22 protein-coding genes and 1 tRNA gene are annotated in these 23160 nt (G+C 64.0%); 9 read left to right on the forward strand and 14 right to left on the reverse strand.

All coding sequences use genetic code 11. The features are described from left to right. Positions 1-32 precede the first annotated feature (32 nt). Positions 33-413 (reverse strand): sterol carrier family protein, encoded by a 381-nt coding sequence (locus tag KBX07_RS09130; RefSeq protein WP_256019011.1) that lies wholly within the window; start codon positions 411-413, stop codon positions 33-35. 57 nt (positions 414-470) lie between these two features. Here KBX07_RS09130 and KBX07_RS09135 point away from each other — a divergent pair, with 57 nt between their 5' ends. Continuing rightward, the gene (locus KBX07_RS09135) at positions 471-1475 is read left to right on the forward strand and encodes an acyl-CoA thioesterase (RefSeq protein ID WP_256023878.1); all 1005 of its coding nucleotides are present in this window, start codon (positions 471-473) and stop codon (positions 1473-1475) included. A 94-nt stretch (positions 1476-1569) separates the two neighbouring features. On the opposite strand, the gene KBX07_RS09140 is transcribed toward KBX07_RS09135, so the two are convergent. The 5 genes from KBX07_RS09140 to purS all read right to left on the reverse strand — a co-directional run bounded on the left by KBX07_RS09140 (position 1570) and on the right by purS (position 6147). Beyond that, positions 1570-1806, reverse strand: coding sequence for a hypothetical protein (locus tag KBX07_RS09140; RefSeq protein ID WP_255995498.1), 237 nt, complete (start codon positions 1804-1806; stop codon positions 1570-1572). Then, positions 1803-2651, reverse strand: a complete 849-nt coding sequence (locus KBX07_RS09145; protein ID WP_256004561.1) for a hypothetical protein — start codon at positions 2649-2651, stop codon at positions 1803-1805. The genes KBX07_RS09140 and KBX07_RS09145 overlap by 4 nt, the downstream gene beginning before the upstream one ends. A 234-nt stretch (positions 2652-2885) precedes the next feature. Then, positions 2886-5225 carry a phosphoribosylformylglycinamidine synthase subunit PurL gene (gene purL, locus KBX07_RS09150; RefSeq protein WP_256023880.1) on the reverse strand — a complete coding sequence of 780 codons (2340 nt, stop codon included), beginning with the start codon at positions 5223-5225 and terminating at the stop codon, positions 2886-2888. Between the two features lie 2 nt (positions 5226-5227). Next, positions 5228-5908, reverse strand: a complete 681-nt coding sequence (gene purQ, locus KBX07_RS09155) for a phosphoribosylformylglycinamidine synthase subunit PurQ (RefSeq protein ID WP_256023882.1) — start codon at positions 5906-5908, stop codon at positions 5228-5230. Further along, positions 5905-6147 (reverse strand): phosphoribosylformylglycinamidine synthase subunit PurS, encoded by a 243-nt coding sequence (purS, locus tag KBX07_RS09160; RefSeq protein ID WP_256004559.1) that lies wholly within the window; start codon positions 6145-6147, stop codon positions 5905-5907. Before purS ends, purQ begins: the two co-directional genes overlap by 4 nt. A 161-nt stretch (positions 6148-6308) precedes the next feature. Between purS and KBX07_RS09165 the strand changes: the two genes are divergently transcribed. From KBX07_RS09165 to KBX07_RS09175, 3 genes are read left to right on the forward strand one after another with little or no spacing between them, the layout of a single operon-like run. Further along, positions 6309-7391: a metal ABC transporter solute-binding protein, Zn/Mn family gene (locus KBX07_RS09165; protein ID WP_305083441.1), complete on the forward strand. Its 1083-nt coding sequence runs from the start codon at positions 6309-6311 to the stop codon at positions 7389-7391. Positions 7392-7401: 10 nt separating this feature from the next. Beyond that, a complete protein-coding gene (locus tag KBX07_RS09170; RefSeq protein WP_256023883.1) occupies positions 7402-8079 on the forward strand; it encodes an ATP-binding cassette domain-containing protein in 678 nt (225 codons plus the stop codon). Continuing rightward, positions 8079-8912 carry a metal ABC transporter permease gene (locus tag KBX07_RS09175; protein ID WP_256004556.1) on the forward strand — a complete coding sequence of 278 codons (834 nt, stop codon included), beginning with the start codon at positions 8079-8081 and terminating at the stop codon, positions 8910-8912. The genes KBX07_RS09170 and KBX07_RS09175 overlap by 1 nt, the downstream gene beginning before the upstream one ends. Here the strand turns inward: KBX07_RS09175 and KBX07_RS09180 are convergent. From KBX07_RS09180 to KBX07_RS09190, 3 genes are read right to left on the reverse strand one after another with little or no spacing between them, the layout of a single operon-like run. Further along, positions 8902-9591 carry a DUF2334 domain-containing protein gene (locus tag KBX07_RS09180; RefSeq protein ID WP_256004555.1) on the reverse strand — a complete coding sequence of 230 codons (690 nt, stop codon included), beginning with the start codon at positions 9589-9591 and terminating at the stop codon, positions 8902-8904. The genes KBX07_RS09175 and KBX07_RS09180 overlap by 11 nt on opposite strands. A 9-nt stretch (positions 9592-9600) precedes the next feature. Beyond that, positions 9601-11850 (reverse strand): S9 family peptidase, encoded by a 2250-nt coding sequence (locus KBX07_RS09185; protein ID WP_256023885.1) that lies wholly within the window; start codon positions 11848-11850, stop codon positions 9601-9603. Beyond that, positions 11851-12723, reverse strand: a complete 873-nt coding sequence (locus tag KBX07_RS09190) for a phosphoribosylaminoimidazolesuccinocarboxamide synthase (protein ID WP_256023886.1) — start codon at positions 12721-12723, stop codon at positions 11851-11853. A gap of 166 nt (positions 12724-12889) precedes the next feature. Here KBX07_RS09190 and KBX07_RS09195 point away from each other — a divergent pair, with 166 nt between their 5' ends. Further along, positions 12890-13663 carry a hypothetical protein gene (locus tag KBX07_RS09195; RefSeq protein ID WP_005288632.1) on the forward strand — a complete coding sequence of 258 codons (774 nt, stop codon included), beginning with the start codon at positions 12890-12892 and terminating at the stop codon, positions 13661-13663. Between the two features lie 53 nt (positions 13664-13716). Here KBX07_RS09195 and purB read toward each other — a convergent pair whose 3' ends face one another. Beyond that, positions 13717-15156: an adenylosuccinate lyase gene (gene purB / locus KBX07_RS09200; RefSeq protein WP_256023888.1), complete on the reverse strand. Its 1440-nt coding sequence runs from the start codon at positions 15154-15156 to the stop codon at positions 13717-13719. A gap of 59 nt (positions 15157-15215) precedes the next feature. After that, the gene (gene purD / locus KBX07_RS09205) at positions 15216-16487 is read right to left on the reverse strand and encodes a phosphoribosylamine--glycine ligase (protein WP_256019002.1); all 1272 of its coding nucleotides are present in this window, start codon (positions 16485-16487) and stop codon (positions 15216-15218) included. 31 nt (positions 16488-16518) lie between these two features. On the opposite strand from purD, the gene KBX07_RS09210 reads away from it, so the two are divergent. Further along, a complete protein-coding gene (locus KBX07_RS09210) occupies positions 16519-16944 on the forward strand; it encodes an HIT family protein (protein ID WP_256023889.1) in 426 nt (141 codons plus the stop codon). A gap of 6 nt (positions 16945-16950) precedes the next feature. On the opposite strand, the gene KBX07_RS09215 is transcribed toward KBX07_RS09210, so the two are convergent. Next, complete coding sequence (locus tag KBX07_RS09215; RefSeq protein WP_005288620.1) at positions 16951-18390, reverse strand: cell wall metabolism sensor histidine kinase WalK; 1440 nt, start codon at positions 18388-18390, stop codon at positions 16951-16953. A 38-nt stretch (positions 18391-18428) separates the two neighbouring features. Beyond that, positions 18429-19148, reverse strand: a complete 720-nt coding sequence (locus KBX07_RS09220; RefSeq protein ID WP_255995486.1) for a response regulator transcription factor — start codon at positions 19146-19148, stop codon at positions 18429-18431. A 395-nt stretch (positions 19149-19543) separates the two neighbouring features. Between KBX07_RS09220 and KBX07_RS09225 the strand changes: the two genes are divergently transcribed. Beyond that, entirely contained in the window at positions 19544-20662 is a 1119-nt protein-coding gene (locus KBX07_RS09225) for an HNH endonuclease signature motif containing protein (protein WP_256023891.1), read from the forward strand. A 20-nt stretch (positions 20663-20682) separates the two neighbouring features. On the opposite strand, the gene KBX07_RS09230 is transcribed toward KBX07_RS09225, so the two are convergent. Then, positions 20683-20755, reverse strand: a tRNA-Thr gene (locus KBX07_RS09230). Positions 20756-20882: 127 nt separating this feature from the next. On the opposite strand from KBX07_RS09230, the gene KBX07_RS09235 reads away from it, so the two are divergent. Beyond that, positions 20883-22547 carry a threonine/serine exporter family protein gene (locus KBX07_RS09235; protein ID WP_256023965.1) on the forward strand — a complete coding sequence of 555 codons (1665 nt, stop codon included), beginning with the start codon at positions 20883-20885 and terminating at the stop codon, positions 22545-22547. 118 nt (positions 22548-22665) lie between these two features. Further along, a complete protein-coding gene (locus tag KBX07_RS09240; RefSeq protein WP_256023892.1) occupies positions 22666-23145 on the forward strand; it encodes a histone in 480 nt (159 codons plus the stop codon). Positions 23146-23160 lie beyond the last annotated feature (15 nt).

Raw genomic sequence — 23160 nt, forward strand, 5'->3', positions numbered from 1 at the left:
AACTTTAGTGGATCACCCGCGTAGAGGGGCAATCAGAACCTCACCACCGGCAGGCCCGCAGCCACGTCACCGGCCCGCGAACCGGAGGCGCTCACCCGGCCGTCAGCGACCGCTTCCGCAAACTCAGCCTGCCCCGTCGCCAGCTGCAGCCACACCTCCGGAGCCATCTCCACCACATTCGGCGGCGTCCCGCGGGTGTGCCTCGGCCCTTCCACGCACTGCACCGCCACGAACGGTGGGACCCGAACTTCCACAGTGTGACCGGGGAGTTCGTCGGCGAGGGCGCGGGCGGTGCGTCGACAAGCATCTGCGAGCTGGGCGCGCGGAGGACGCGGCTGCGACGGATCCTCGATCCACCCGCGCACCGCCTCAACAGCCGCACGCGTCGCAACAGGATCATTCTTCGGAGCCATGGCGCCCATCCTAGGCCGACTCAGCCTGCTTACCCAGCAAGGACTAAAGTCAGAGCAATGACCGAGAAGGTAACGCCGACCAAAGACCCCTCCATCACCCTGCGCTTCATGGCCGCTCCCACCGACGTTGTTCTCGCCGGATCCCAAGGAGTCTCCGGCGGCCGCGTGCTCGAATGGATCGATAAAGCCGCCTACGCCTGCGCCGTCCAGTGGTCTGCGACCTACTGCGTGACCGCCTACGTCGGCCACATCCACTTCACCCGCCCCATCCCGTCCGGCCACATCGTCGAGGTGCGCTCCCGCATCGCCATGACTGGGCGTTCCTCCATGCACATCGTCAACGAAGTGCTCTCCGCCGACCCGCGCGAAGGCGTGTTCACCCGTGCTTGCGACTGCCTAGTCATCTTCGTGGCCAAGAACCCCGAGACCGGCAAATCCATGCCCGTGCCCGCCTTCGTGCCCACCACCGACGAGGAACGCCGCGTCCAGGAAGCCGCGAAATCCCGCATCCAGCTGCGCGACGAGATCGAAACCGAAATGCTCAAGCAGTCCTACGACGGCGACTCCGACGCCCCGCGCATCATCCACCGCTTCATGGCAAAACCCACCGACATCAACTGGGGCGGCAAAGTCCACGGCGGCACCGCCATGGAATGGATCGACTCCGTGGGCACCTCCTGCACCATGGAATGGTCCGGCGAACGCACCTTCGCCGTTTACGCCGGCGGCATCCGCTTCTACAAGCCCATTTCCATCGGTGACCTCATCGAAGTCGACGCGCGCATGACACGCACCGGCAACAAATCCATGAACGTGACCACGCACGTGCGCGCCGGCGACCCCCGCGGCGGCCGCGACAATCTGGCCACCGCCATCCATGCCACCTTCACCTACATGGCCGTCGACATGGACGGTACCCCCCTGCCCGCCCGCCAGTTCACCCCCGTCACCGACGAGGACAAGGCCCTCTGGGAGCACACGCAGATCCTGCAGGACCTGCGCCAGAAGTACGCGCCGATGCCGCTGGTCGAGCCGAACCCGGCCCGCCAGACCATCGACTAGACGGCCAGCCCGTACGTTTCTGGCAGCAGGAAGACCGGGGCCTGAACGCTGGTTCGCAGCGCTCCAGCCCCGGCCTGTTTGATTGGTTTGGCCGTTAGGCGTTCGCGGGGACGAGATCGTGGATGACAGCATCTTCACCCATGAAGAACCGGGCGTGCGTACTGCGCAAAGTCTCAATGTTGTCCGAACGAATCACGACCAGTTCAAGATCGGGGTCAGTCCGCTCTGTTTCCAAACGGATGCACTCGCGCGATGCTTCATGAGCATCCTCATACGGGGTCAGATTGAGCCGTCCCGTTGGACGGTGGTACTCGATCAGATAGGCGATCATGAGTCATCCCCCTCCTTCATCTGTGAGGCAGGTTTCGCTTCTAAGTAGGCAATTTCGGAACTGGTTACGGCCATCAATTCTAGTATCTCTGCCGTCTCTTGGTCAGATCGCTGCAGGTTGCGCAGAACGAGAGCATCCGCGATATCTGCTTGCACACTCAGATCCCGCAGCAACATCTCGCGCCTTTCCTCGATGGACCGGATTGCTTCAGAGAAGAAACGCACCCTTTCAATGATCGCGAACAATTCAGGGAAGTCACTCTCCTGAGGCTCCTCATAACGGATCGAGCGCCCGACTTTGTCTCCAAGAAACTCGTTCAGGCTGGCCCAGCGTGATTGCAATGACGTCCGGAGTTGAATCTCCACTCGGCCAGCTGGCATACGCAACCAAAGATGAATGGCGCGATACCCCTGCTGGGTGTCCTGACGGTAATCACGCACATTCACCGAGGCACCCATGTCAGAGAATACAGATTCAAAACGGCCAGCTAGATAAGTTTGCGCGGTCAAACCCGCCTCGATATCGTATCTGACACCTGCAAAATCCTGTATCGAATCAAGACTCATTCCGATACGTCCCAGCTTTGCGGTGAGCGTGTCTTTGCTCTTCGTGCGATCGCTGCCAAACACACGTGAAATTGAATGAAGATGGTCGCTATCACCATATTCTTCCTGGTAGCGAGCGATCACGCCCTCACACGTTTCACGTATAAGCACGATTAGGTCCTGGTGCCAGGCCACGATCTCCGCGTACTTCTCAACATCCAGACCCTCGCCCGCCATGAGCGCTTTCCCGGCTCGCTTCATATCGCCCTTCGAGAAAGGCGGCTTACTGTTCAGATCCACTTCAAGCCCCTCCTTAGCTACGTTCAAGTGGATTGGTTTTTGCACTTTAAAACCTCTGCCCGACACGACTTGCCCTATCGTCGAACGTGCGTTCGATTCGCACTGCGGCTAACCGCCCTGTCGCTCCTAGTCACATGCAGCCAGGACTTCCCGTTGCGTGAAAAGGAAACTCCCCGGCCACCGCTCTTGCGAAGTGAGGCGGGTACCGGGGAGTATGCGGTTAAAGCCCTGCGTTTACACCGCAGAGTTCGGGGCGTCGGCGTGCGCGAACAGGCCAGGCAGTGTCGCCGACCACGCGTCACGCAGCGCCGCGACAGATACGCTCTGACCGGCGGCTGCGGTGCCGTCAGCGAACGTGATGTCACCGGAAAGGTTCGTCGAGCCGACAATGGCCACCGGAATGCCCAGCTCGGTGGCGTCGGCGACAACGCGGTCGACGCGGTCCGGGCTGCACGCGACGAGCACGCGGGAAGCGGACTCGGAGAACAGCGCGGTGAATGCGTCTTCGTGCACGCCGGACAGATCCAGCTGCGCGCCCTTCTCGGTCTCCTTGATCATCTCGAAGACAGCCTGCGCCAGCCCGCCTTCGGACAAATCGTGGGCGGCGGTGAGGCCGCGGGCGGGTGAACCGTCTGGGCGATCCGAATCTTCGGCGGCTGGGGATTCGGGCGCGAAGAATTCGGCCAGGCGCGCCTCGTTGGCCAGGTCGACCTGCGGCGGCAGGCCGCGCAGCGGCGCACCAGAGATCTCCTGCCAGACGGAGCCGCCGAACTCGTCGCGGGTCTCGCCCAGCAGCACGAGGATCTCGGACTCGCCGTTATTGACCACGCGCGGGCTGACGGATGCAGCCACGTCGTCCATCACGCCGAGCACACCGACGACCGGCGTCGGCAGGATCGGGGTGCCTCCAGTCTGGTTGTAGAAGGACACGTTGCCGCCGGAGACGGGAATGTTCAGTTCTACTGCGCCGTCGGCAAGCCCGTGGACTGCCTCGCGGAACTGCCACATCACGTCGGGGTTCTCCGGCGAGCCGAAGTTGAGGCAGTTGGTCACAGCGACCGGGCGTGCGCCGGTGACCACGACATTGCGGTAGGCCTCAGCCAGCGCCAGCCGTGCACCCATGTTGGGGTCGAGGTAGGTGTAGCGCCCGGACGCGTCGGCGGAGACGGAGACACCGCGGCGGGTGGATTCGTCGATACGCAAAACGCCGGAGTCCGCGTGGCGCGCTTGCACCGTGTTGCCGCGCACGTAGCGGTCGTACTGCTCGGTGATCCAATCGCGCGAGCACAATGCCGGCGATGCGACCATCTTCAGCCATGCGTCCGCCAGGTCTTCCTGCTTATCGACGTCACCAGCCACCTGCACCTCATCCATCCACTCCGGACGAGCCCAGGGACGGTCGTAGACTGGGGCTTCGTCGGCGATCGTGGACGGCGGAGCGTCGAAGACGACCTCACCGTTGTGCTCGATGACTAGGCGGTCGCCCTCGCCGGTGACCTCACCAATCTCAGCGCAGTTGACGTCCCACTTGGCGCAGATCTCCTTGAAACGCTCGACGTTCTCGGGCGCGACGACAGCGCACATGCGCTCCTGCGACTCGGAAGCGAGGATTTCTGCGGCAGTCATATTCTCTGCGCGCAACGGGACAGCGTCGAGGTTGACGCGCATACCGCCGTCGCCGGCAGCAGCCAGCTCGGAGGTGGCGCAAGCCAGTCCCGCACCGCCTAGATCCTGGATGCCCACGACGACGTCAGCGGCGTAGAGCTCGAGGCAGCACTCGATCAACACCTTCTCCGCGAAGGGGTCACCGACCTGCACGGCGGGCAGCTTGCGCTCCGCACCATCTTCGAAGCTCTCAGAGGCGAGGACGGACACGCCGCCAATGCCGTCGAGGCCGGTGCGCGAGCCGAACAGCATGACCTTGTTGCCTTTACCGGACGCGAAGGCGAGCTTGAGGTCCTCGACCTTGAGGGTGCCCACGCACAGTGCGTTGACCAGCGGATTACCTGCGTAGGTTTCGTCGAAGCAGGTCTCACCACCGATGTTGGGCAGGCCCAGCGAGTTGCCGTAGCCGCCGATGCCGGACACCACACCCGGCAGAACTCGCTTCGTGTCTTCCGCGTCAGCCGGACCGAAGCGCAGTTGGTCCATGACCGCGATCGGGCGGGCACCCATCGCCATAATGTCGCGCACGATGCCGCCAACACCGGTCGCCGCACCCTGGTAGGGCTCCACGTAGCTGGGGTGGTTGTGGGACTCAACGCGGAAGGTCACCGCGTTGCCGTCACCAATGTCGACCACACCGGCGTTCTCACCGATGCCGGCGAGCAACTTCGCGCCCATCTCTTCGGTCATCGTCTCGCCGAAGTAGCGCAGGTGCACTTTCGACGACTTGTAGGAGCAGTGTTCCGACCACATCACGGAGTACACGGTCAGCTCCGCATCGGTGGGGCGGCGGCCGAGAATCTCGCGGATGCGAGCGTATTCGTCATCTTTCAGGCCCAGCGCGGCGTACGGTTGCTCCTGCTCAGGCGATGCCTTCGCGGCCTCGACGGTGTCATTGTGTACGGCCACAGTTACGCTCCAATCTTGGAAATCTCGTTGAGCGCCGAGCGGATCAGCCCCAGGCCATCGGTCGACGGGCCCGTGAGCGTATCGACGGCATGTTCCGGGTGCGGCATAACCCCCACCACACGACGATTCTTACTGGTGACACCCGCAATGGAATTGATCGAGCCGTTGAAGTTGTCCGTGTAGCGGAACACGACGCGACCTTCTGCCTCGAGCTCGTCAATGGTGGCCTGGTCGGCCTGGAAGCGACCCTCGCCGTGCTTCGCCGGAACAAGAATCTTGGAGCCGGAGGTGAACTCATTCGTCCACGCAGTCTCGGTGTTGGCCACCTCGAGGTAGGTGTCCACGCAGTGGAAGTGCAGCCCCTCATTGCGCGTCAGCGCGCCCGGCAGCAGGCCCGCCTCCGTGAGGATCTGGAAACCGTTGCAAATCCCCAGCACCGGCATGCCCTTATTCGCCGCGTCCACGACAGCGCGCATCATCGGCGCCATCGCCGCGATCGCGCCCGAACGCAGGTAGTCGCCGTAGGAAAACCCGCCGGGCACGATCACCGCGTCCACCCCGGTCAAGTCCTCGTCGGCGTGCCACAACGGCTTCGGTTCGGCGCCGCCGTTGCGGACGGCGCGGACAGCGTCGACGTCGTCAAGCGTGCCCGGGAACGTGATCACTCCGATCGTCGCGGTCACTTAGCTTCCTCCCGGACGATGAAAAAGTCCTCGATAACCGTGTTGGCCAGCAGCGTCTCGGCCACGCGCTGAAGTTCCTCGTCCGTCACGGAATCCTCCACCTCAAGCTCGAAACGCTTGCCCTGGCGCACATCCGTGACACCGCCGACACCGATACGCCCCAGCGCACGGTGCACAGCCTGACCCTGCGGGTCCAAAATTTCAGCCTTGGGCATGACATTGACGACGACACGTGCCATGAGAATCCTCCGCGAAGTAGAAACAACAAAACGCCACCTGACGACAGCGAAAACACTCGGCCAGTATATCCGACGTCGCCACACACTCCACAGCCCGAAAACCCGCCCGAATATTCCTGAACGAATTGAAATCCGTTTTCAACACTGGTTGGATATTCACCATGAAACACACCCGCCGCCGCACCCGCGGCACATCTACCCTGCCCCTCAAGTCCACCCTCTCTATCTTTTCCGCCGCCGCGTTGGCCGGCGCCGCGCTCGTCGGCTGCTCCAGCACCACCGACTCTGCAGACCCCGCCGGCGGCGCGGCTAGCTCCGACTCCGCCAATGCCGCCGACCCCGCCGATATTGTTGCGACGACCAACGTGTGGGCCGACGTCGCCTCCGCCGTCACCGGCACCGACGTCGACGCCATTATTAACGACGCCTCCCTCGACCCCCACTACTTCGAACCCACCGCCCGCGACCTCGCCCGCGTGAAGGAAGCCGGCACCCTCGTCGCCAACGGCGGGCATTACGATGACACCCTCTACACCGTCGCCGAACAAGACCGCATCATTCACGCCGTCCCGCTGCACTTCCACGGCGACCACGAGCACGGCGACCACGATCACGTCCACGGCGACCACGAGCACGACCACGACGGCCATGATCACGGCGACCACGCGCACGAGGGGCACGACCACGGCGGCCACACGTTCACGACCCTGCCCGGCAGCATCGACGAGCTCGAGCACGTCTGGATGTCCCCGGCCAAGGTCAAGAATGTGGCTAAGCAGGTGGAGGAAAGGGTTGGTGGGGATGCGGGGAGCGTCGAAAAGCGAATGGGTGAGATTGAGCAGCGCCTGAACGCGATGCCGCACGTGCACATCGGGATGACCGAGACGATCGCCGCGCCGCTGATCTGGGGCACCGAGCTGCACGACATCACCCCCGAGCCGTACCTGCTGGCGTCGCTCAACCACACAGAGCCGCCGGTGCAAGCCGTCGCGGACTTCCTCGAGGAGATTGAAAGCGGCCTGATCGACTTCCTCGTGGTCAACCCGCAAAGCACCAACGGCGCCACCCAGCGCCTAGTGGAGGCCGCGAAGAAGAACAACGTGCCCATCGTGGAAATCCGCGAAACCCCGCCGGCGGGCATGAACTTCCTCGACTACTTCGAGCAGGTCGTCGACGAGATCGCCGCCGTTGTGGAAAAGGCCGAGCCACGCCCCGAGGCCGAAATCGACCGCTTCGTCGGTTAAGCTGCCCCACGTGATTGCGCAGTTCACCGGCGCCGCCGTCGCGCCCTTGTGGTCGGGACTCGACCTGACTGCCGAGCGCGGCGAATTCATCGCCGTCCTCGGCCCCAACGGCGTGGGCAAATCGACGCTGCTGCACACCATCTTGGGCACGCGCCGCCTCACCGCCGGCACGATCGACGTCCGCGGCCGCACCGGCTTCATCCCCCAGCAACAGATGTTTCCGCAGGACCTGCCCGTGCGAGGCCGCGACTTGGTGTCGCTGGCGCTGTCGCACTCGCGTCGGCCGTCGCGCGACGCTGTCGAGGAGCTGCTCGTCTCCGTCGGCGCGTCGAGCTTCGCCGACAAACGGGTCGGTCTGCTCTCCGGCGGCCAGCAGCAACTCATCCGTCAAGCACAGGCGCTGGCGAAACAACCTGAGCTTGTGCTTGCCGACGAGCCCCTCCTCTCCCTCGACCCCGCCCGCGAACGGCAGACCGTCGACCGCCTGGCCAGCCTCGACGCCGCCGTGCTGTGCGTGACGCACTCCATCAACCCGTTTCTGGGCGTCGTCGACCGGGTGCTGTATTTGGGGCCGGAAGGCCACGTCGTCGGCGCTGTCGGCGAGGTCATGCGCTCGGATGTGCTCAGCGAGCTCTACGGCACGCATGTCGACGTCGTCGAAGCCAACGGCCGAATGGTGGTGCTGTGATGGCCGAATTCTTTGAGACTACCCGGGACCTGCTCGCCCTCGACTTCGTTCAAGCCACGCTCGTCGCCTGCGCGCTGCTCGGCGTGCTCTCCGGCGTCATGGCGCCGCTGATCGTGCTGCGCCAGATGTCGTTTTCCGTCCACGCGACGTCCGAACTAGCGCTCATGGGCGCCTCAGCCGCGCTGCTGTTCGGCCTGAACGTCGGCGTCGGGGCGGTCGCTGGCGCGGTTGTCGCCGCGATCGTGCTGGCGGCGCTGGGGTTTAAGGGCCAGCAGGACTCCGCCGTCGGCGTGGTGATGAGCTTCGGCATGGGCTTATCCGTCCTGTTCATCCACCTTTACCCCGGCAACTCCAACCGAGCGTTGTCGCTTCTGACGGGGCAGATTGTGGGCGTGTCGGGGCAGAACCTCGTGATCCTGGCCGCCACGACCGTGTTCGTCGTTGTCGCGGTGGCGGTGCTGTGGCGGCCGATGCTCTATGCTTCGGCCGACCCCGTCATGGCGGCCGCGTCAGGTGTGCGGGTGCGGGCGATGTCGGTCACGTTCGCGGTGCTCGTCGGCATCGCGTCGGCGCAGTCGGTGCAGATCGTCGGCGCGCTGCTGGTCATGTCGCTGCTAATCACACCCGGCGCGGCCGCCTCCCACATCACGGCGAACCCTGTTCACGCGGTGTGGTGGTCGGTCCTCTTCGCCGAGACAGCCGCTGTCGGCGGAATGATCTTGTCGCTGGCCCCGGGTGTGTCGGTGAGCGTGTTCGTCGCGTTCATTTCGTTCGGCATTTACCTTCTCTGCCGCGTCATCGGGGGCGCGCAGCGGCGCCGGATCACCGCTTAGGCTTCTTCAAGTCCCGGTAGTTCACCGGTTTCAGTCCTTCGCCCGCGGCTTCGACGGCGGCTTGGACGAAGTCGTTGCGGACCTTTTTCGAGTCCAAGTTGCGCCCTGACACCGACAAACGCACCGTGTTGCCGCGCTTGGCGCTGCGCACCGCCGCGTTGATGACGTTACGGCGCCACCAGCCCGCCGCACCGAAGCCTTCGCCGACGGACAGGTTGCGGGCGTATTCGATGTCGCCGCTGCGCAGGAAGTGAATCCCGCGCTCGGACGCGGCGAGCCGGAAGTCGAAGTGCTGCAGCGCGACGAGCGTGCCTTCCGACATCCGCCAGCGCGGCGGCGCGAAAGTGTCCAGTTCGAAGCCGAGTTTCGCCATCTGCCGGGTCGCGCCTTTGAGACGCAGCCGTGCTTCGTGCTCTTCTAGCGCGGCGAATTCCGCGCGGCGGCCCTGCACCGGCTGGTCGAATCCGTTGAGAATCAAGCCCCGTCCGGCCCCCATCTGGTCGTGCAGCCAGCTGCGGGTCGATTTGTCCTTCGCCAAGTGCCACTTCTTATCGATGTGCGGCGCCACCAGCAGCGACACCGGAATGTGCCGCGCATCCAGGTCGGCTACGAGCTTCTGGACGTCTTTGCGTGTCTCGTCAAAAATCGACGAGACGGAGACAAGCAGGTAGCCGGGCATAGGCACTTATTATTCCACAGCGGTCTCGGCCGCGTCCGAGGTTTCCACCGCGCCTGCGGTCGCGAGCGTCCACGCGTACTCGAACGCGGTCTGTTTCCACTTCGCGTACCGGCCCGATACGCCGCCGTGCCCGGCCGCCATTTCGGTCTTGAGCAGGAAGTGTCCGCCGGTGGCGGTGTCGCGTAGTTTCGCGATCCATTTCGCCGGCTCCACATACAGCACGCGCGTGTCGTTAATGCTGGTCACGGCGAGGATGTCCGGGTAGTCTTTGGGCTCGATGTTCTCGTATGGGGCGTAGGCCGCCATGTAGTCGTAGACCTCTGGGTCGTGGTACGGGTCGCCCCATTCTTCCCATTCGCCGACGGTGAGCGGCAGTTCCGGCATGAGGATCGAGGTCAGCGGGTCGACGAACGGCACGATCGCCTGGATGCCGGCGAATTTTTCCGGCGCAAGGTTCGCCACTGCACCCATGAGCATGCCTCCGGCGGAACCGCCTTCGGCGACGAGCTGGTCGTAGCTGGTCACTCCCGCCTCCACGAGGGTGTCGGCGCAGGCGATGAAGTCGGTGAACGTGTTCATCTTTTCTAGGCCTTTGCCGTGGTCGTACCACAGCCGGCCCATTTCGCCGCCGCCGCGCACGTGGGCGCACACCCACACCATGCCGCGGTCGAGCAGGCTCAGGCGTGCAACGGAAAAGCCCGGGTCCATCGATGCTTCATAGGAACCGTACCCATAGAGCAAGCACGGCTTGTGCTTGTCGACGCCCACCTCGACATCCCGCCTCCTCACCACCGACATCGGAACCTTCGTCCCGTCGGCGGCCGTGGCCCACATGCGCTGCGCGATGTAGTCGGAGGGGTCGTAGCCGCCTTCGACCTCTTGCTCTTTGAGCCACGTGAACTCGCCCGTAGAGACGCGGTAATCCAGCACCTGCGACGGCTGTGTGTAAGACCCATAGGTCACGCGCACCACGGGGGTGTCCCATTCCGGGTGGCCGCCGAGCCCGGCAGTGTAGAGCTCCTCGGAGAACTTCAGCTCCCTGAACTCCCCGAACCCACCGTCTGCGGCACCGGTTGCGTCGCCGGTTGCGTCGCCGGTGAGGTCGGCGACGGCGAGGCGGCCGATGCCGCCGCGTCGATAAGCGAGGAACATGAAGTCGCGGTAGACGTCGGTGCCTTCGATGCGGCGCTCGTCGTCATGCGCGATGAGCTCATCGAGCTCTCGGAGCGGCGGCAGCGCACCAGCTGCTGCGCTTGACACCGCGCCCGACGCGTCCGGCACCCGGCACGTGCCGACGGCGAAGTTCGGGCCGTGCGCGTTATGCGTGATCACCCAGTGCTCGCGCCCTCCGCTTGCACCCGCGTCCCCACCATCGCCTGCGCCACCAAGGACGGCCAGGTCGACGAAGTACTCCACGCCGGGTTCGCGCGGCCACAGCAGCTGGAACTCGCCCTCGGGGTCGGACATCGGCAGCACTCGGTTCTCCGACGTCAGCGTTGACGAAGCAATGAGGAACAGGTAGCGCTCGGACCGGTCGGCGGTGATGGCGACACCGAACTTCTCGTCATCCTCTTGGTAGACCAGCACGTCATCGGCAGCGTCAGTGCCGCGGCGGTGGCGCCAGATCTGGTGGGGGCGCCACGCGTCGTCGACACGCGTGTAGAAGAGGTAGTTCTCCCCCGCCCACGTAGCGCCGTAGAAGACGCCCGGAATGACGTCGCCGAGCAGCTCGTCCGTTTCGAGGTCTTTGATGCGCAGGTCGAAGCGCTCGTCACCAGCCGTGTCCACCGAGTACGCCAGGTAGCGGCCCGATGTGGTCACACTCGACGCGCCCATGGAGAAAAAGTCGTGGCCCTCGGCGAGAGCGTTGCCATCGAGGATGGTCTGCTCGCCCGGCAGACCCGAGCCGTCAGCGGGAAGGGTGGGGGCGGTCCAGGGGTCGGTGGAATCGTCGACACGCACGCGGCAGCTGATGCCGTAATCCTTGCTTTCCTCCGTGCGGCCGTAGTACCACCAGTCGCCCTGGCGCTGCGGCACGGACATGTCGGTCTCTTTGACGCGCGACTTGATCTCGCCGTAAATCGCGTCGGTGAGCTCGGTCAGGTGCGCCGTTTGCTCCTGCGTGTACGCGTTTTCCGCCTCCAGGTACGCGATGGTCTCCGGATTGTCCTTGTCGCGCATCCATTCGTAGTCGTCGACGAAATCGCGACCGTGGAAACTGCGGGTGACGGGGTGCTTCGCTGCTTTAGGTTGCTGCATCTAGATGAACTTCTTTCCGCTCAGACGCTCGTAGGCCTCGATGTAGCGCTCGCGGGTGGCCTCCACCACCGAGCCCGGCAGCTCCGGCGGCGGTGTGCCGCTATCCGCATCCCAGCCGGACTTCTGGCTCAGCCAATTGCGCACGTACTGTTTGTCGAAGCTCGGCTGCGCCTCCCCTTCCTTATAGGAATCCGCGGGCCAGTAGCGGGAGGAGTCCGGGGTGAGAACTTCGTCGGCAAGCACCAGCGTGCCGTTGTCATCGAGCCCGAACTCAAACTTCGTGTCCGCGAGAATGATCCCGCGCGACTCCGCGTACTGCGCCGCCTTCGTGTAAATCGCCAGCGTTGTCTCGCGCAGCCGCGACGCCAAGTCCTCGCCGAGCTCCCGCGCCATGTAGTCGTAGCTGACGTTGACATCGTGGTCGCCCTGCTCCGCCTTCGTCGCCGGCGTGAAAATCGGCTCCGGCAATTTCGACGCCTCCACCAAGCCGTCGGGCAACTCAACGCCACACACCGAGCCCGTCGCGTCATATTCCTTCTTGCCCGAGCCAGTCAGGTACCCGCGCGCCACGCATTCGAACGGCACCATGTCCAACCGCTTCACGACGAAAGAACCCCCCAGCACATCCTCCGGAATCCTCCCGTCATCCAACGGGCCGGCGAGGTGATTCGGGAACTCCGCGAGCAGGTCAAAGAAGAACGCACTGGTCAGTGTAAGGATTTTGCCCTTGTCGGGAATCTCCGGGTCGAGAGAATAATCGAAAGCTGAGATCCGGTCAGTGGCCACCATGAGCAAGGTGTCCGCGTTGATCTCGTAGATCTCGCGGACCTTGCCGGCAGACAAATGCTTGTAGTCAGAAAGCTCAGGACGCATGCTGGCGACTCTACGCCGGTTCACTTTCCCACGTCCCACCACCGGCCTTCATGGAAGGGCGTGCGTCGTGTGCACGCCCGGGAAAAACTTAGCCTCCACTATTTAAAATGAGTGGGAAAAATTCAGTTAGTCAGCGACGCAACTAAAACTGTTTATAATTACCGCCATGACCCAGATCACACACAAAACCGTTCGCCCTGCACTGCTGTCCGTCCTCACTGCCTCCGCACTGACGCTGAGCGGCTGCTCCATGATGGAGCTTCCGTTCGGCCCATCGGGCAACGAGGAGTCCACCGAAGGTGAAGACAACACCACCGACGAAGGTGCCGAAGAAGGCCCCGCCTCCGCTGAGAGCGAAGAGCCCAGCACGGAGGGGACCTCCGGATCCTCCAACTCCGAATACCCCGGCGCACCCGCCGGCTTCAGCCCCGCCAACGACGGCGACAAGGCCAAGCTGGGCGAGCCCGTCGACATCGTCCTGCCCGGCTACGAGTCCGAGACCCCGCTGTTCTTCGAGGTCACCGTCGACCCCGCTAAGGAGATGACCGTCGACGAGGTCCAGACCAACGCCGGCGGCGGCCTGACCGGCCAGGACTACACCGGCTTCAAGTGCTTCATCGCCACCATCAAGTACCTCGGCGCCGGCGAGAGCGACGCCGCCAAGGACTCCGAGATCTTCACCCCGCCGAGATTCAGCCCGACCGGCCCGCAGGGCCGCCAAGCCAACTACATCTCCGGCGACAACGAGACCCTCTGCGGTATTCACGAGTCCGACCGCATGCCCTCCAGTACCAAGGACATGCAGGAAGGCAAGGAGTACAAGCGTGCCACCATCACCTTCACCGAGTCCAGCGGCGCCGGTCTCGAAGCCACCGGCGTTGAGATGAACTTCGGCAAGTCCGACTCCACCTTCCCCAACGGCAAGGTCTACTTCGAGTAAATCCCGCCGGTGCTGCGCCGACGCAGCACCGGTCATTGCAGCACCCGCAGCTGCTACAGAATGTCCCCCGGGGCGTAACCCGCCGCCTCGGGGTATTTCTGTGCCCAGACCTGGATGCGGTCGAGCACGTTGTCCACTTGCGACTCGGCTGCGCCGATGAAGGCGTGGCGGTCAGCCAGGGCTGCTTCGAGGTCGTGGTGGGTCAGGGGGAGACGGTCGTCGCTAGCAAGCCTCTCAATGAGGTTCTGCTCCGCACCATTTTCACGCATGTCCAGCGCCATCGCGACAGCGTGCTCCTTGATCACTTCGTGCGCTGTTTCGCGGCCGATGCCAGCGCGTACTGACGCCATGAGAATCCTCGTCGTGGCCAAGAACGGCAAGTAGCGGTCAAGCTCGCGAGTGATCATCGCCGGGAAAGCGCCGAACTCCGCGAGGACGGTCAGGAAAGTCTCCATCATGCCGTCGATGGCGAAGAAAGCGTCCGGAAGCGCAACGCGGCGCACGACCGAGCAGAACACATCGCCCTCGTTCCACTGCTGGCCCGCCAAATCACCGACCATGGTGAGGTAGCCACGCAGAATTACCTGGAACCCTCCGACGCGCTCGCAGGAACGGGCGTTCATCTTGTGTGGCATGGCCGACGAACCGACCTGCCCCTCCTTGAACCCCTCAGTGACCGTCTCGTTGCCGGCCATGAGACGGATCGTCGTAGCCAGGCTGGACGGGCCGGCGCCGAGCTGCACCAGCGCAGATACCGCGTCGAAATCCAGCGAACGCGGATAGATCTGGCCCACAGAATCAAAGACGCGCTCAAAACCGAGATGCTCAGCGACGGCGCCCTCGAGCTGGTTGAGCTTCTCTTCATCCCCGCCGACGAGATCGAGCATGTCCTGCGCCGTGCCCATCGGCCCCTTGATGCCGCGCAACGGGTAGCGGCCCAACAGGTCCTCGATGCGGTCTAGGGCGACGAGGATCTCGTCGGCAGCTGAGGCGAAACGCTTGCCCAACGTCGTTGCCTGCGCCGCAACGTTGTGAGACCGGCCCGCCATGACAAGCGAGCGGTACTCCGCCGCCCGGTTGCCGATCGCGTTGAGCACCGCGATCGCACGGCCGCGCACCAGCTCCAACGAGCGGTAGATCTGCAGCTGCTCGACATTTTCCGTCAAGTCACGGCTGGTCATGCCCTTGTGGATGTGCTCGTGGCCAGCGAGAGCGTTGAACTCCTCGATGCGTGCCTTGACGTCATGGCGCGTCACGCGCTCCCGCTCCGCAATGGAGTCCAGATCGACACGGTCCACCACAGCCTCGTACGCCGCGATGGCATCCTCCGGCACATCGATGCCCAGGTCGCGCTGGGCACGCATGACTGCGATCCACAGCTGACGCTCGAGGACGATCTTGTGCTCGGCGCTCCACAGCTGCGCCATCTCCGGCGAAGCGTATCGGTTGGACAGGACGTTGGCGTTCTTTGGCTTGCTATTCGGGGTAGTCACGCCTGCCAGTTTAGACCCGGTCCGCCGCCCCACCGGCCAAAAGCAGGCGAAGCGGAGAGCTAGACCGAGATCTCGCCGTCGACTGCCTTGCAGGCAATGTCCTTCCGGTAGAAGGAGCCGGGCAGCTCGATCTGCTCGATGGTGCGGTAGGCGTCTGCGGTAGCGTCGGCAAGAGTGGCGCCGGTGCCGACGACGTTGAGCACGCGACCGCCCGCAGAGACGTATCGCGCCGCAGCATCGTCGGTAGAGGTAGCGGGTGCGGCGACGCCGGCGTGGAGGACGCGGGAAGGATCGTCGAGAAGCGTGGGGTCGGATGTGGTGATCGGGTCGCCCTTGCGCGGCGACTCCGGGTAGCCCTCCGCGGCCAGCACGACGGTCGCGGCGTAGCCGTCCTTCCACTTCAGCGGCGGAAGGTCGGCGAGGGCGCCGGTGGCGGTGGCGTACAGGACATCCGCGAGCGGGGTGTCCAGCAGGGCGAGCACGGCCTGGGTCTCCGGGTCACCGAAGCGCGCGTTGAACTCCACCACCGACGGGCCATCGGCACCCCACGCCAACCCGGCGTACAGCAGTCCCGAGTACGGGGTGCCGCGGCGCACCATCTCGCGCGCGACCGGCTCGACGACCTCAGTGACGATGCGCTGCACACCGTCCTCCGGTAGCCACGGCAGCGGAGCGTACGCGCCCATGCCGCCAGTGTTGGGGCCTTCGTCGTTGTCGTAGGCACGCTTGTTGTCCTGAGCGGGCAGCAAGGGGACGACAGTCTCGCCGTCGACAAGGCAAAACAGCGACACCTCCGGCCCAGACAGGAACGTCTCCAGCAGCACTGGGTTACCGTCGGCGATAACGGCCTTAGCGTGCGCGACAGCCTCGCGGACATCATCAGTGACCACGACGCCCTTGCCGCCGGCGAGCCCGTCATCCTTCACCACGAAGTTGGGGCCGAAGTTCTTCAGCTCGACCTTCACCTGGTCCGGATCGGTCACGCGCTTCGACCGCGCCGTACGCACGCCCGCAGTCGCCATGACCTCCTTGGCGAAGACCTTCGACCCCTCCAGCCGCGCTGCCTCCTGCGACGGTCCGAACACAGGAATGCCAGCCTCCCGCAGCGCGTCCGCGACACCGGCAACGAGCGGTTGCTCAGGGCCAATGACCACCAGGTCAGCATCGATGTCGCGGGCAAGCGTGACGACGGCACTGCGATCGTCGACAAGCACCTCATGCCTCTCCGCCTGCATGCCGGGGTTGCCGGGCGCCACATGAACCTCGTGGCCAGACAGGGCATGTACAAGGGCGTGTTCGCGGCCGCCCGAGCCGATAACAAGGATGCGCATGCGCCCAATTCTATCGCTACCCTGGGCGGGTATGAGCACAGTATTTACCAAGATCATCGACGGAGAACTGCCCGGCCGCTTTGTCTACCGCGACGACCACGTCGCCGCCTTCCTCACCATCGAGCCGGTCGCGTACGGCCACACGCTGATCGTCCCGGTGCAAGAAGTGGACAAGTGGACCGACCTCGACAGCGACACGTGGACGCACGCCAACGATATCGCCCAGGAAGTCGGCCAAGCCGTGATCAACGCGTTCGGGTCCGAACGCGCCGGCTACCTCATCGCCGGTTTCGAGGTCCCGCACGCCCACATTCACGTCTTCCCCGCCAACGACATGTCCGGCTACAGCCTGCAGAACATCATGCGCGCCGACGAGACCGACGACGCGAAGATGGACGACGCCGCTGCGAAACTCCGCGAGCAGCTGGGCACAGGCGAGGACGGCCGCCGCGTCTAAACCCGTCTAGGCGTCGGTGTGCGCGCCCGCCTTTGGCAGGCTGATCGTGAACTTCGTGCCCACGCCCTGCTCCGAAGCCACACTGATCGCGCCGCCGTGCTGCTCAACGATCGATTTGGTGATCGCCAGCCCCAGCCCTGACCCGCCGCCGCTCTTGGAGCGGTTGCGGGAAGTGTCGGCGCGGTAGAAGCGCTCGAAGATGTGCGCGGCGTCCTCTTTGCTCATGCCGATGCCATCGTCAGCGACGTCGACGTACACACGGTCGAGGTAGTCGCGCACCGTCACGGTGACGTTGGCATCGTCGCCCGCGTGCTTGAACGCGTTGCTGATCAAGTTGAGCACCACTTGGTGCAAGCGGTCTGGGTCGCCTGAGACGAGCGGAATGTCGCTGGATTCGTGCGTCACGGCCAGGTTGCGGCCGCTGAACGCCGCGCGCGCAGAGTCCGCGACGGAGCAGACGAGTTCGAGCATGTCCACGTCGCGCATGTTCAGCCGCGCCCCCTCCGCGCGTGTGAGCGCGAGCAAATCCTCGACGAGCAGCTTCATGCGGCCGGACTCTTCGTCGATCTTGGACAGGACCATGTCGGCGTCATCGGTCGCCCCGGCGCGGTACAGCTCGGTGTAACCGCGCACGCTGGTCAGTGGGGTGCGCAGCTCGTGGGAGGCGTCGCCAACGAAGCGGCGCATCTGTTCCTCTTTCTGCCGCGACTCGTCGAGGGTCTCCTGCAGTTGGCTGACCATGGTGTTCATTGCGAAGCTCAGCCGGCCGTATTCAGTGTCGCGCGGCCAGGCGGGTGCGCGGCGGTTGATGTCGCCGTCGCCAATCGCGATCGCGGTATTCTCCAGCTCTTTGAGCGGCAGCAGCGCGCGGCGCACGTAAATCGTTCCTGCGGCACCCATCATCGCCAGCACAATGACGCTTATCGACGCCAAAATCACCGCCAACCCCTCCAACATCCTCCTCTCCCCATCAAGGCGTTTGGCTACCGCGGTGATCGTCCCGTCAGGCGCCTCGATCGCGATGATGCGGAACATGGGCGGGTTGGGTTCCTGCGGGCCCGACGGGTCGACAGGAAGAGCGCGCACGGTGTGCGGCATCCGGTCGCGCTCGACATTGGGCAGGTCAGGGATGCGGTCGGAAGTGTTCATCATCCTGTACCCTCCGGCGGGGCTGAAATAGATCAGCATGAACTCCGTCGGCAGATTGGATGCGGTGGTCACATCCGGGCCCATTCCGCGGCTTAGGCCCCAGCTGTCGAGGCCGCGGTACAGGTCAGTGTCGACACGCTCGTAGATCTGGTTGCGGGTCAACCCCCACACTGCGACTGACATGCCAGCGAGACCCAGACCCGAGATCACCATGAGAATGATCAGCAGGCGGGTACGCAGGCGCAGGTGAGAGACCCGGCCCGTCGCGATCCGGGTGAAAGTGGTGCTTCGCTCCAACGACTAACCCTGTGAGACCTTCCGCTAACCCCGGCCGGCTAGCTCTGCTGGCGCGGCGTGCGAAGCACGTAACCCACACCACGGACCGTGTTGATCAGCTGCGGCTCGCCCTGATCAACCTTGCGGCGCAGGTAGGAAATGTAGGACTCCACCACGTTGCCGTCGCCGCCGAAGTCGTAGTGCCACACGTTGTCCAGGATCTTCGCCTTCGACAGCACCACTTCCGCGTTGAGCATGAGGTAGCGCAGCAGGTTGAACTCCGTGGGGGACAGCTCCACGATCTCGCCGGCCTTGGTGACTTCGTGGGTGTCGTCGTTCAGCGTCAAGTCGGCGTAACGGATCGTGGAGTCCCCGGTCTCGGTCTCGGTCACGTTGCCGCGGCGCAGAATCACGCGCAGGCGAGTGATGACTTCTTCCAGCGAGAACGGCTTGGTCACATAGTCATCCGCACCGATGGTCAGGCCGTGGATGCGGTCCTCGACAGCGTCCTTCGCCGTGAGGAACAGCACGGGCGCGTCGAGGCCCTCCGCACGCAGCTTGCCCAACAGCTCGAAACCATCCATGCCCGGCATCATCACGTCGAGGATGTAAGCGTCCGGCTTGAGCTCCCGCGCCATCTCGAGAGCCTGCTGGCCAGACTCGGCCGACTCGACCTCAAAACCCTGGAACTTCAGGGAAACGGTGAGCAACTCGACGATGTTCGGCTCGTCGTCGACAACGAGCACCTTGACGTTCTGCGGGGTAGGCGTATCAGCCATGGGTGGTTCCTCTCTTTCCGTTCGCGCGACAAGCACGCGCGTTTCCAGAGCAAGTAAACAACGTCTTGCTGAACGTTTGCTGTACGTCCACTGTACACCTAATCCGCATTCAGTCCGTGTTCAATCCGGGGCATGTCACCGGCGAAACCGGTTCCCTCGCGGCCAAAAGTGACCCTGGGGCCTGTGGATAGAAAAAGTTATCCACAATTTTGTTTTCACAGCTCTGCCCCCGCCCGTCCCCTTTCGCTCTTAGTGCCCGCGTCACGCACGCTCGCCGAGCAGCGCATTGTCGCTTCAGCAGCGCCCGCGGGAGTGCCGGTTCCCTCGGAGGTGAAGATTCTTCGCGCTTTTTTAGCCCCTTTACCTGGAGTTTTGAGGGGTCTAGCGTGTGCTCCATGGGACTCGACAACCTCATCTCAGCACTGACCACCAACGCTCTTGACCACTTGAAAGACTTCGACCGCCAGAAGCTTCTCAGCGCAGGATTCTCCGAAGCAACCATCCGCAACTGGAAACGCGTCCACGAGGCGTACTACGGTCCCACCACCTCCCCCGCTAAGCAGAGAACGGCGGGGGAAGTGGCGAGGAGGCGGGGGTTGAGCGTCGATAAGCTTGCGCTCATTGAGCGCCAGATCGCGAAGATCAAAAGCCCCAAAGCGCGCAACAAGCTGCGCGTGCGGCTGCTCGAATCCGCGGGCGACTACCGGGCACTCAACGCGCTGGTAAAGAAGCTCCTCCCCGGGGCCGACACGCCGCCGCAGAAGCGGATCACCATCTCCGGCTCGCGCCACGGGCGGCGCACCATGATCATCACCGCAGACGAGCACGACATCGCCGACCTCGAAGCAGCGTTGATGAACAAGGCCCTCGACGCCACACGGCCCGTCGCCGGGCAACTGCTCGAACGCTTCCTCGACCTGATACGCAACGGCGGCGGAGTCCCGTACGCCGTGCCCAGACCACTGTTGCTCATCCCGCTGCCCGAATGGACGAAGATCCTCAGCGGCCACGGCGACGACGTCACCCTCGGACTGACCAACGGCACCACCATCACCGGCACCGAGTACCTTGCCCGCTACCACGCGAAACCTGAGTGCGGTCTCGAGGCCGCCCTATTTCACCCCACGGAAGGCGCAGTGAACCTCTACCGCGACGAGCGCTTCGCCAACCAGAAACAGCGCGACCTTGCCGCCGCGACGCAGCCCGTCTGCACCAGCCCCGACTGCCGGCACGCCGCCGACCACTGCGAAATCCACCACATCACGCCGTGGAAAGACGGCGGGGAAACCAACATCGGCAACCTCGCACCGTTGTGCCGCTACCACAACCGCGTCAACGACGATGACCCGCAGCGCGCCACCCGCGGCCGCATCGAAATGCGCGGCGGCACCCCAGTATGGGTCTCCCCCAGGGGTTACGAACGCCCCAATAACCGACACCCGTACGGCGCGATGCGTTCACTGTTCGGCCCGCCCCGCGCTGGCGCGGAGACGGTGGGGGCGACGGCGGCGTAGGCGTCGATAAGCAAGAAACGAGCTGGAGACGAGACTTGAACTCGCAACCTACGGTTTACAAGACCGTTGCGCTACCGATTGCGCCACTCCAGCAACCGCACCCGCACAAAAACGGCAGGCGCTGACCCGAAATCATACAAGGGGCTGACCCCGGGGGACAAAAGACGGGTTCTTTCACACAGAAACCTGCCGCGGCAGTTAGTGTGTCGGTGTGACAACGGTGTTGAAGAACTTGCGGGAGGCGTTGCGCTCCTCCGGCCCAGTGGCGACCATTGACCAAGCCCGCACGTCGCCCCCGCCGTCGGTGCTCGCGCCCGTCGACCTGACCGACCCGGCACAGGTCGCCGCGGTGATGACCATCGGCGCGCGCGTCGGCGAGATTCTCATCGCCAACGGCACAACCAGTTCGGACGCGAAAGCGCAGATCCACGCCGTCACATCGTCGTACGGCCTGCACTACTGCCACGTGGACATCACGCTGAACACCATTACCGTCAACTCGCTGATCGGCACCGCCCGCAAGCAGCCGGTGGGCGTGTTCCGCGTCGTGTCCGACATGTCGGAGAACTACTCCAAACTCCAGGAAGTCGACCGTCTGATCCGCTCGATCCGCGCCGGTGCGACGCCGCCGGAGATGGCGGAGAAGATTCTCGACGACCTGTACAACGCCAAACCGCCCTACCCGCTGTGGGTCTCCATCGCCGGATGGTCGATTATGGGCGCGGCCATCTCGATCTTGCTCGGCGGCGACTGGTTCATGTCGGTGCTGGGTGCGTTCACCGCCGCCCTGATCACCTCGATCAACGCGTGGCTGGGGAAGAAAGAGCTGCCGTACTTCTATCATTGCGTCCTCGGCGGTTTCGTAGCCACGGTGCCCGCCGCCTTGTTCTACACCCTGGCCGCCCGGGCTGGCACAACCATTGTGCCCAGCCAGGTCATCGCAACAGGCATCGTGGTCTTGCTCGCCGGTTTGACACTGGTGCAATCACTTCAAGACGGTGTCACGGGATCACCAGTGACAGCGTCGGGGCGTTTCTTCGCAGCGCTTCTCAACACCGGCGCGATCGTCGCGGGCGTAGCCATAGGCATTCAAGTCGCGGACCTATTCGGTGCCGGTTTGCCGCCGATCGAGACGCAACCGCCAACTCCGACGTACAGTTCCGCCGCCGTGCGCATCTTCGGTGGCACAGCCGCCGCCGCCGGTTTCGCGCTTGCTGTTTACGCCGAACGACGCGCCATCGTGGTCACCGCTGTGACCGCTTTCATCGGTGGCTTCGCGTACTACGCCGTGCTCATTCCCTTCGGCTCCGGCCGGTTGTTCGCCACCGCGATTTGTGCGGTCATGGTCGGCTTAGCCGGTGGTTTGCTCGCCCGCCGCTTCCTGATCGCCCCCCTGATCACCGCAGTCGCCGGCGTGACCCCGTTCCTGCCGGGTTCAGGTGTCTACCGCAGCATGTACGCACTGCTCAACGAGCAGACTGTGCTCGGTTTGAACAACCTCTTCTTGGCCATCGGCACGTGTCTGGCGCTGGCCGGTGGCGTGGTCCTCGGCGAGTGGTTCGCCCGCCGCCTGCGCCGCCCGCAGCTGTTCAACCCGTACCGCGCCTTCCGCGCCGCTGGGCGCGTGACGTTCCAGCAGATTCGTCGCGCCGAGCAAGCCGCTTCTCGACGACTCAGCGAGCAGGCCGCCCGCAACCTGGCCAAGAACCAAGCCAAGAACCAGGCCAAGAACCAAGCCAAGATTCAGGCCAAGACCCAATCAAAGAATCAGTCGAAGGGGCAAACCAAGACGCATACCGGAGTTCAGTTCAAATCTAAGTCTGAACCCAAGACGGCGCCCAAGACGGAGCCCAAAGCGCAGCCTGACGTCCGGCCGACTGATTAGACACTCACCACCTTGGATCCAACGCCCCGGCGCAGGTCCCAGCGCCTAACGGGATAGCGTAGAATAGACAGGTCTCTACCCGCCGCAGTTGCCCGGCCAGAAACCAGGAGGTTTTCACGTGCCACCCAAGATCACCGATAGCCGCCCGAACCCGGACGCCGTCCACACGGTTGAGGAGCAAACTGCTTCTGGGGCTCGCAAGGTCGTGGCCACCTACTCGGAGAATCTTGTTGACGGCGTGACCCTGATGTGCATGCTCGGCATCGAACCCGAGGGCTTGGTGTACAAGCAGTTCGCTGAGGATTACGAGGCAGAACTGGAGCAGTCCGGTTCTGCCTCCGCGAACGACAGTGACGACGGTGACGGCACCGCAGCCAAGAAGGCAACGAAGAAGTCTGCGAAGAAAGCCGCCAAGAAGGCGGCAAAGAAGTCCACCAAGAAGGCCTCGAAGAAGACCACCAAGAAGGCGACGAAGACGGCCAAGAAGGCCACCAAGACTGCCAAGAAGACGACAAAGAAGGCCGCGAAAAAGCCTGCGAAGAAGACCACTAAGAAGGCGGCGAAGAAAACCGCAAACTCTTCCGGCAGCGACAGTTAAGGGACTGGCAGTCTC

Origin of the sequence: Corynebacterium sp. CCUG 70398 (assembly GCF_024454055.1) — a bacterium.
GTDB lineage: Bacteria > Actinomycetota > Actinomycetes > Mycobacteriales > Mycobacteriaceae > Corynebacterium > Corynebacterium genitalium.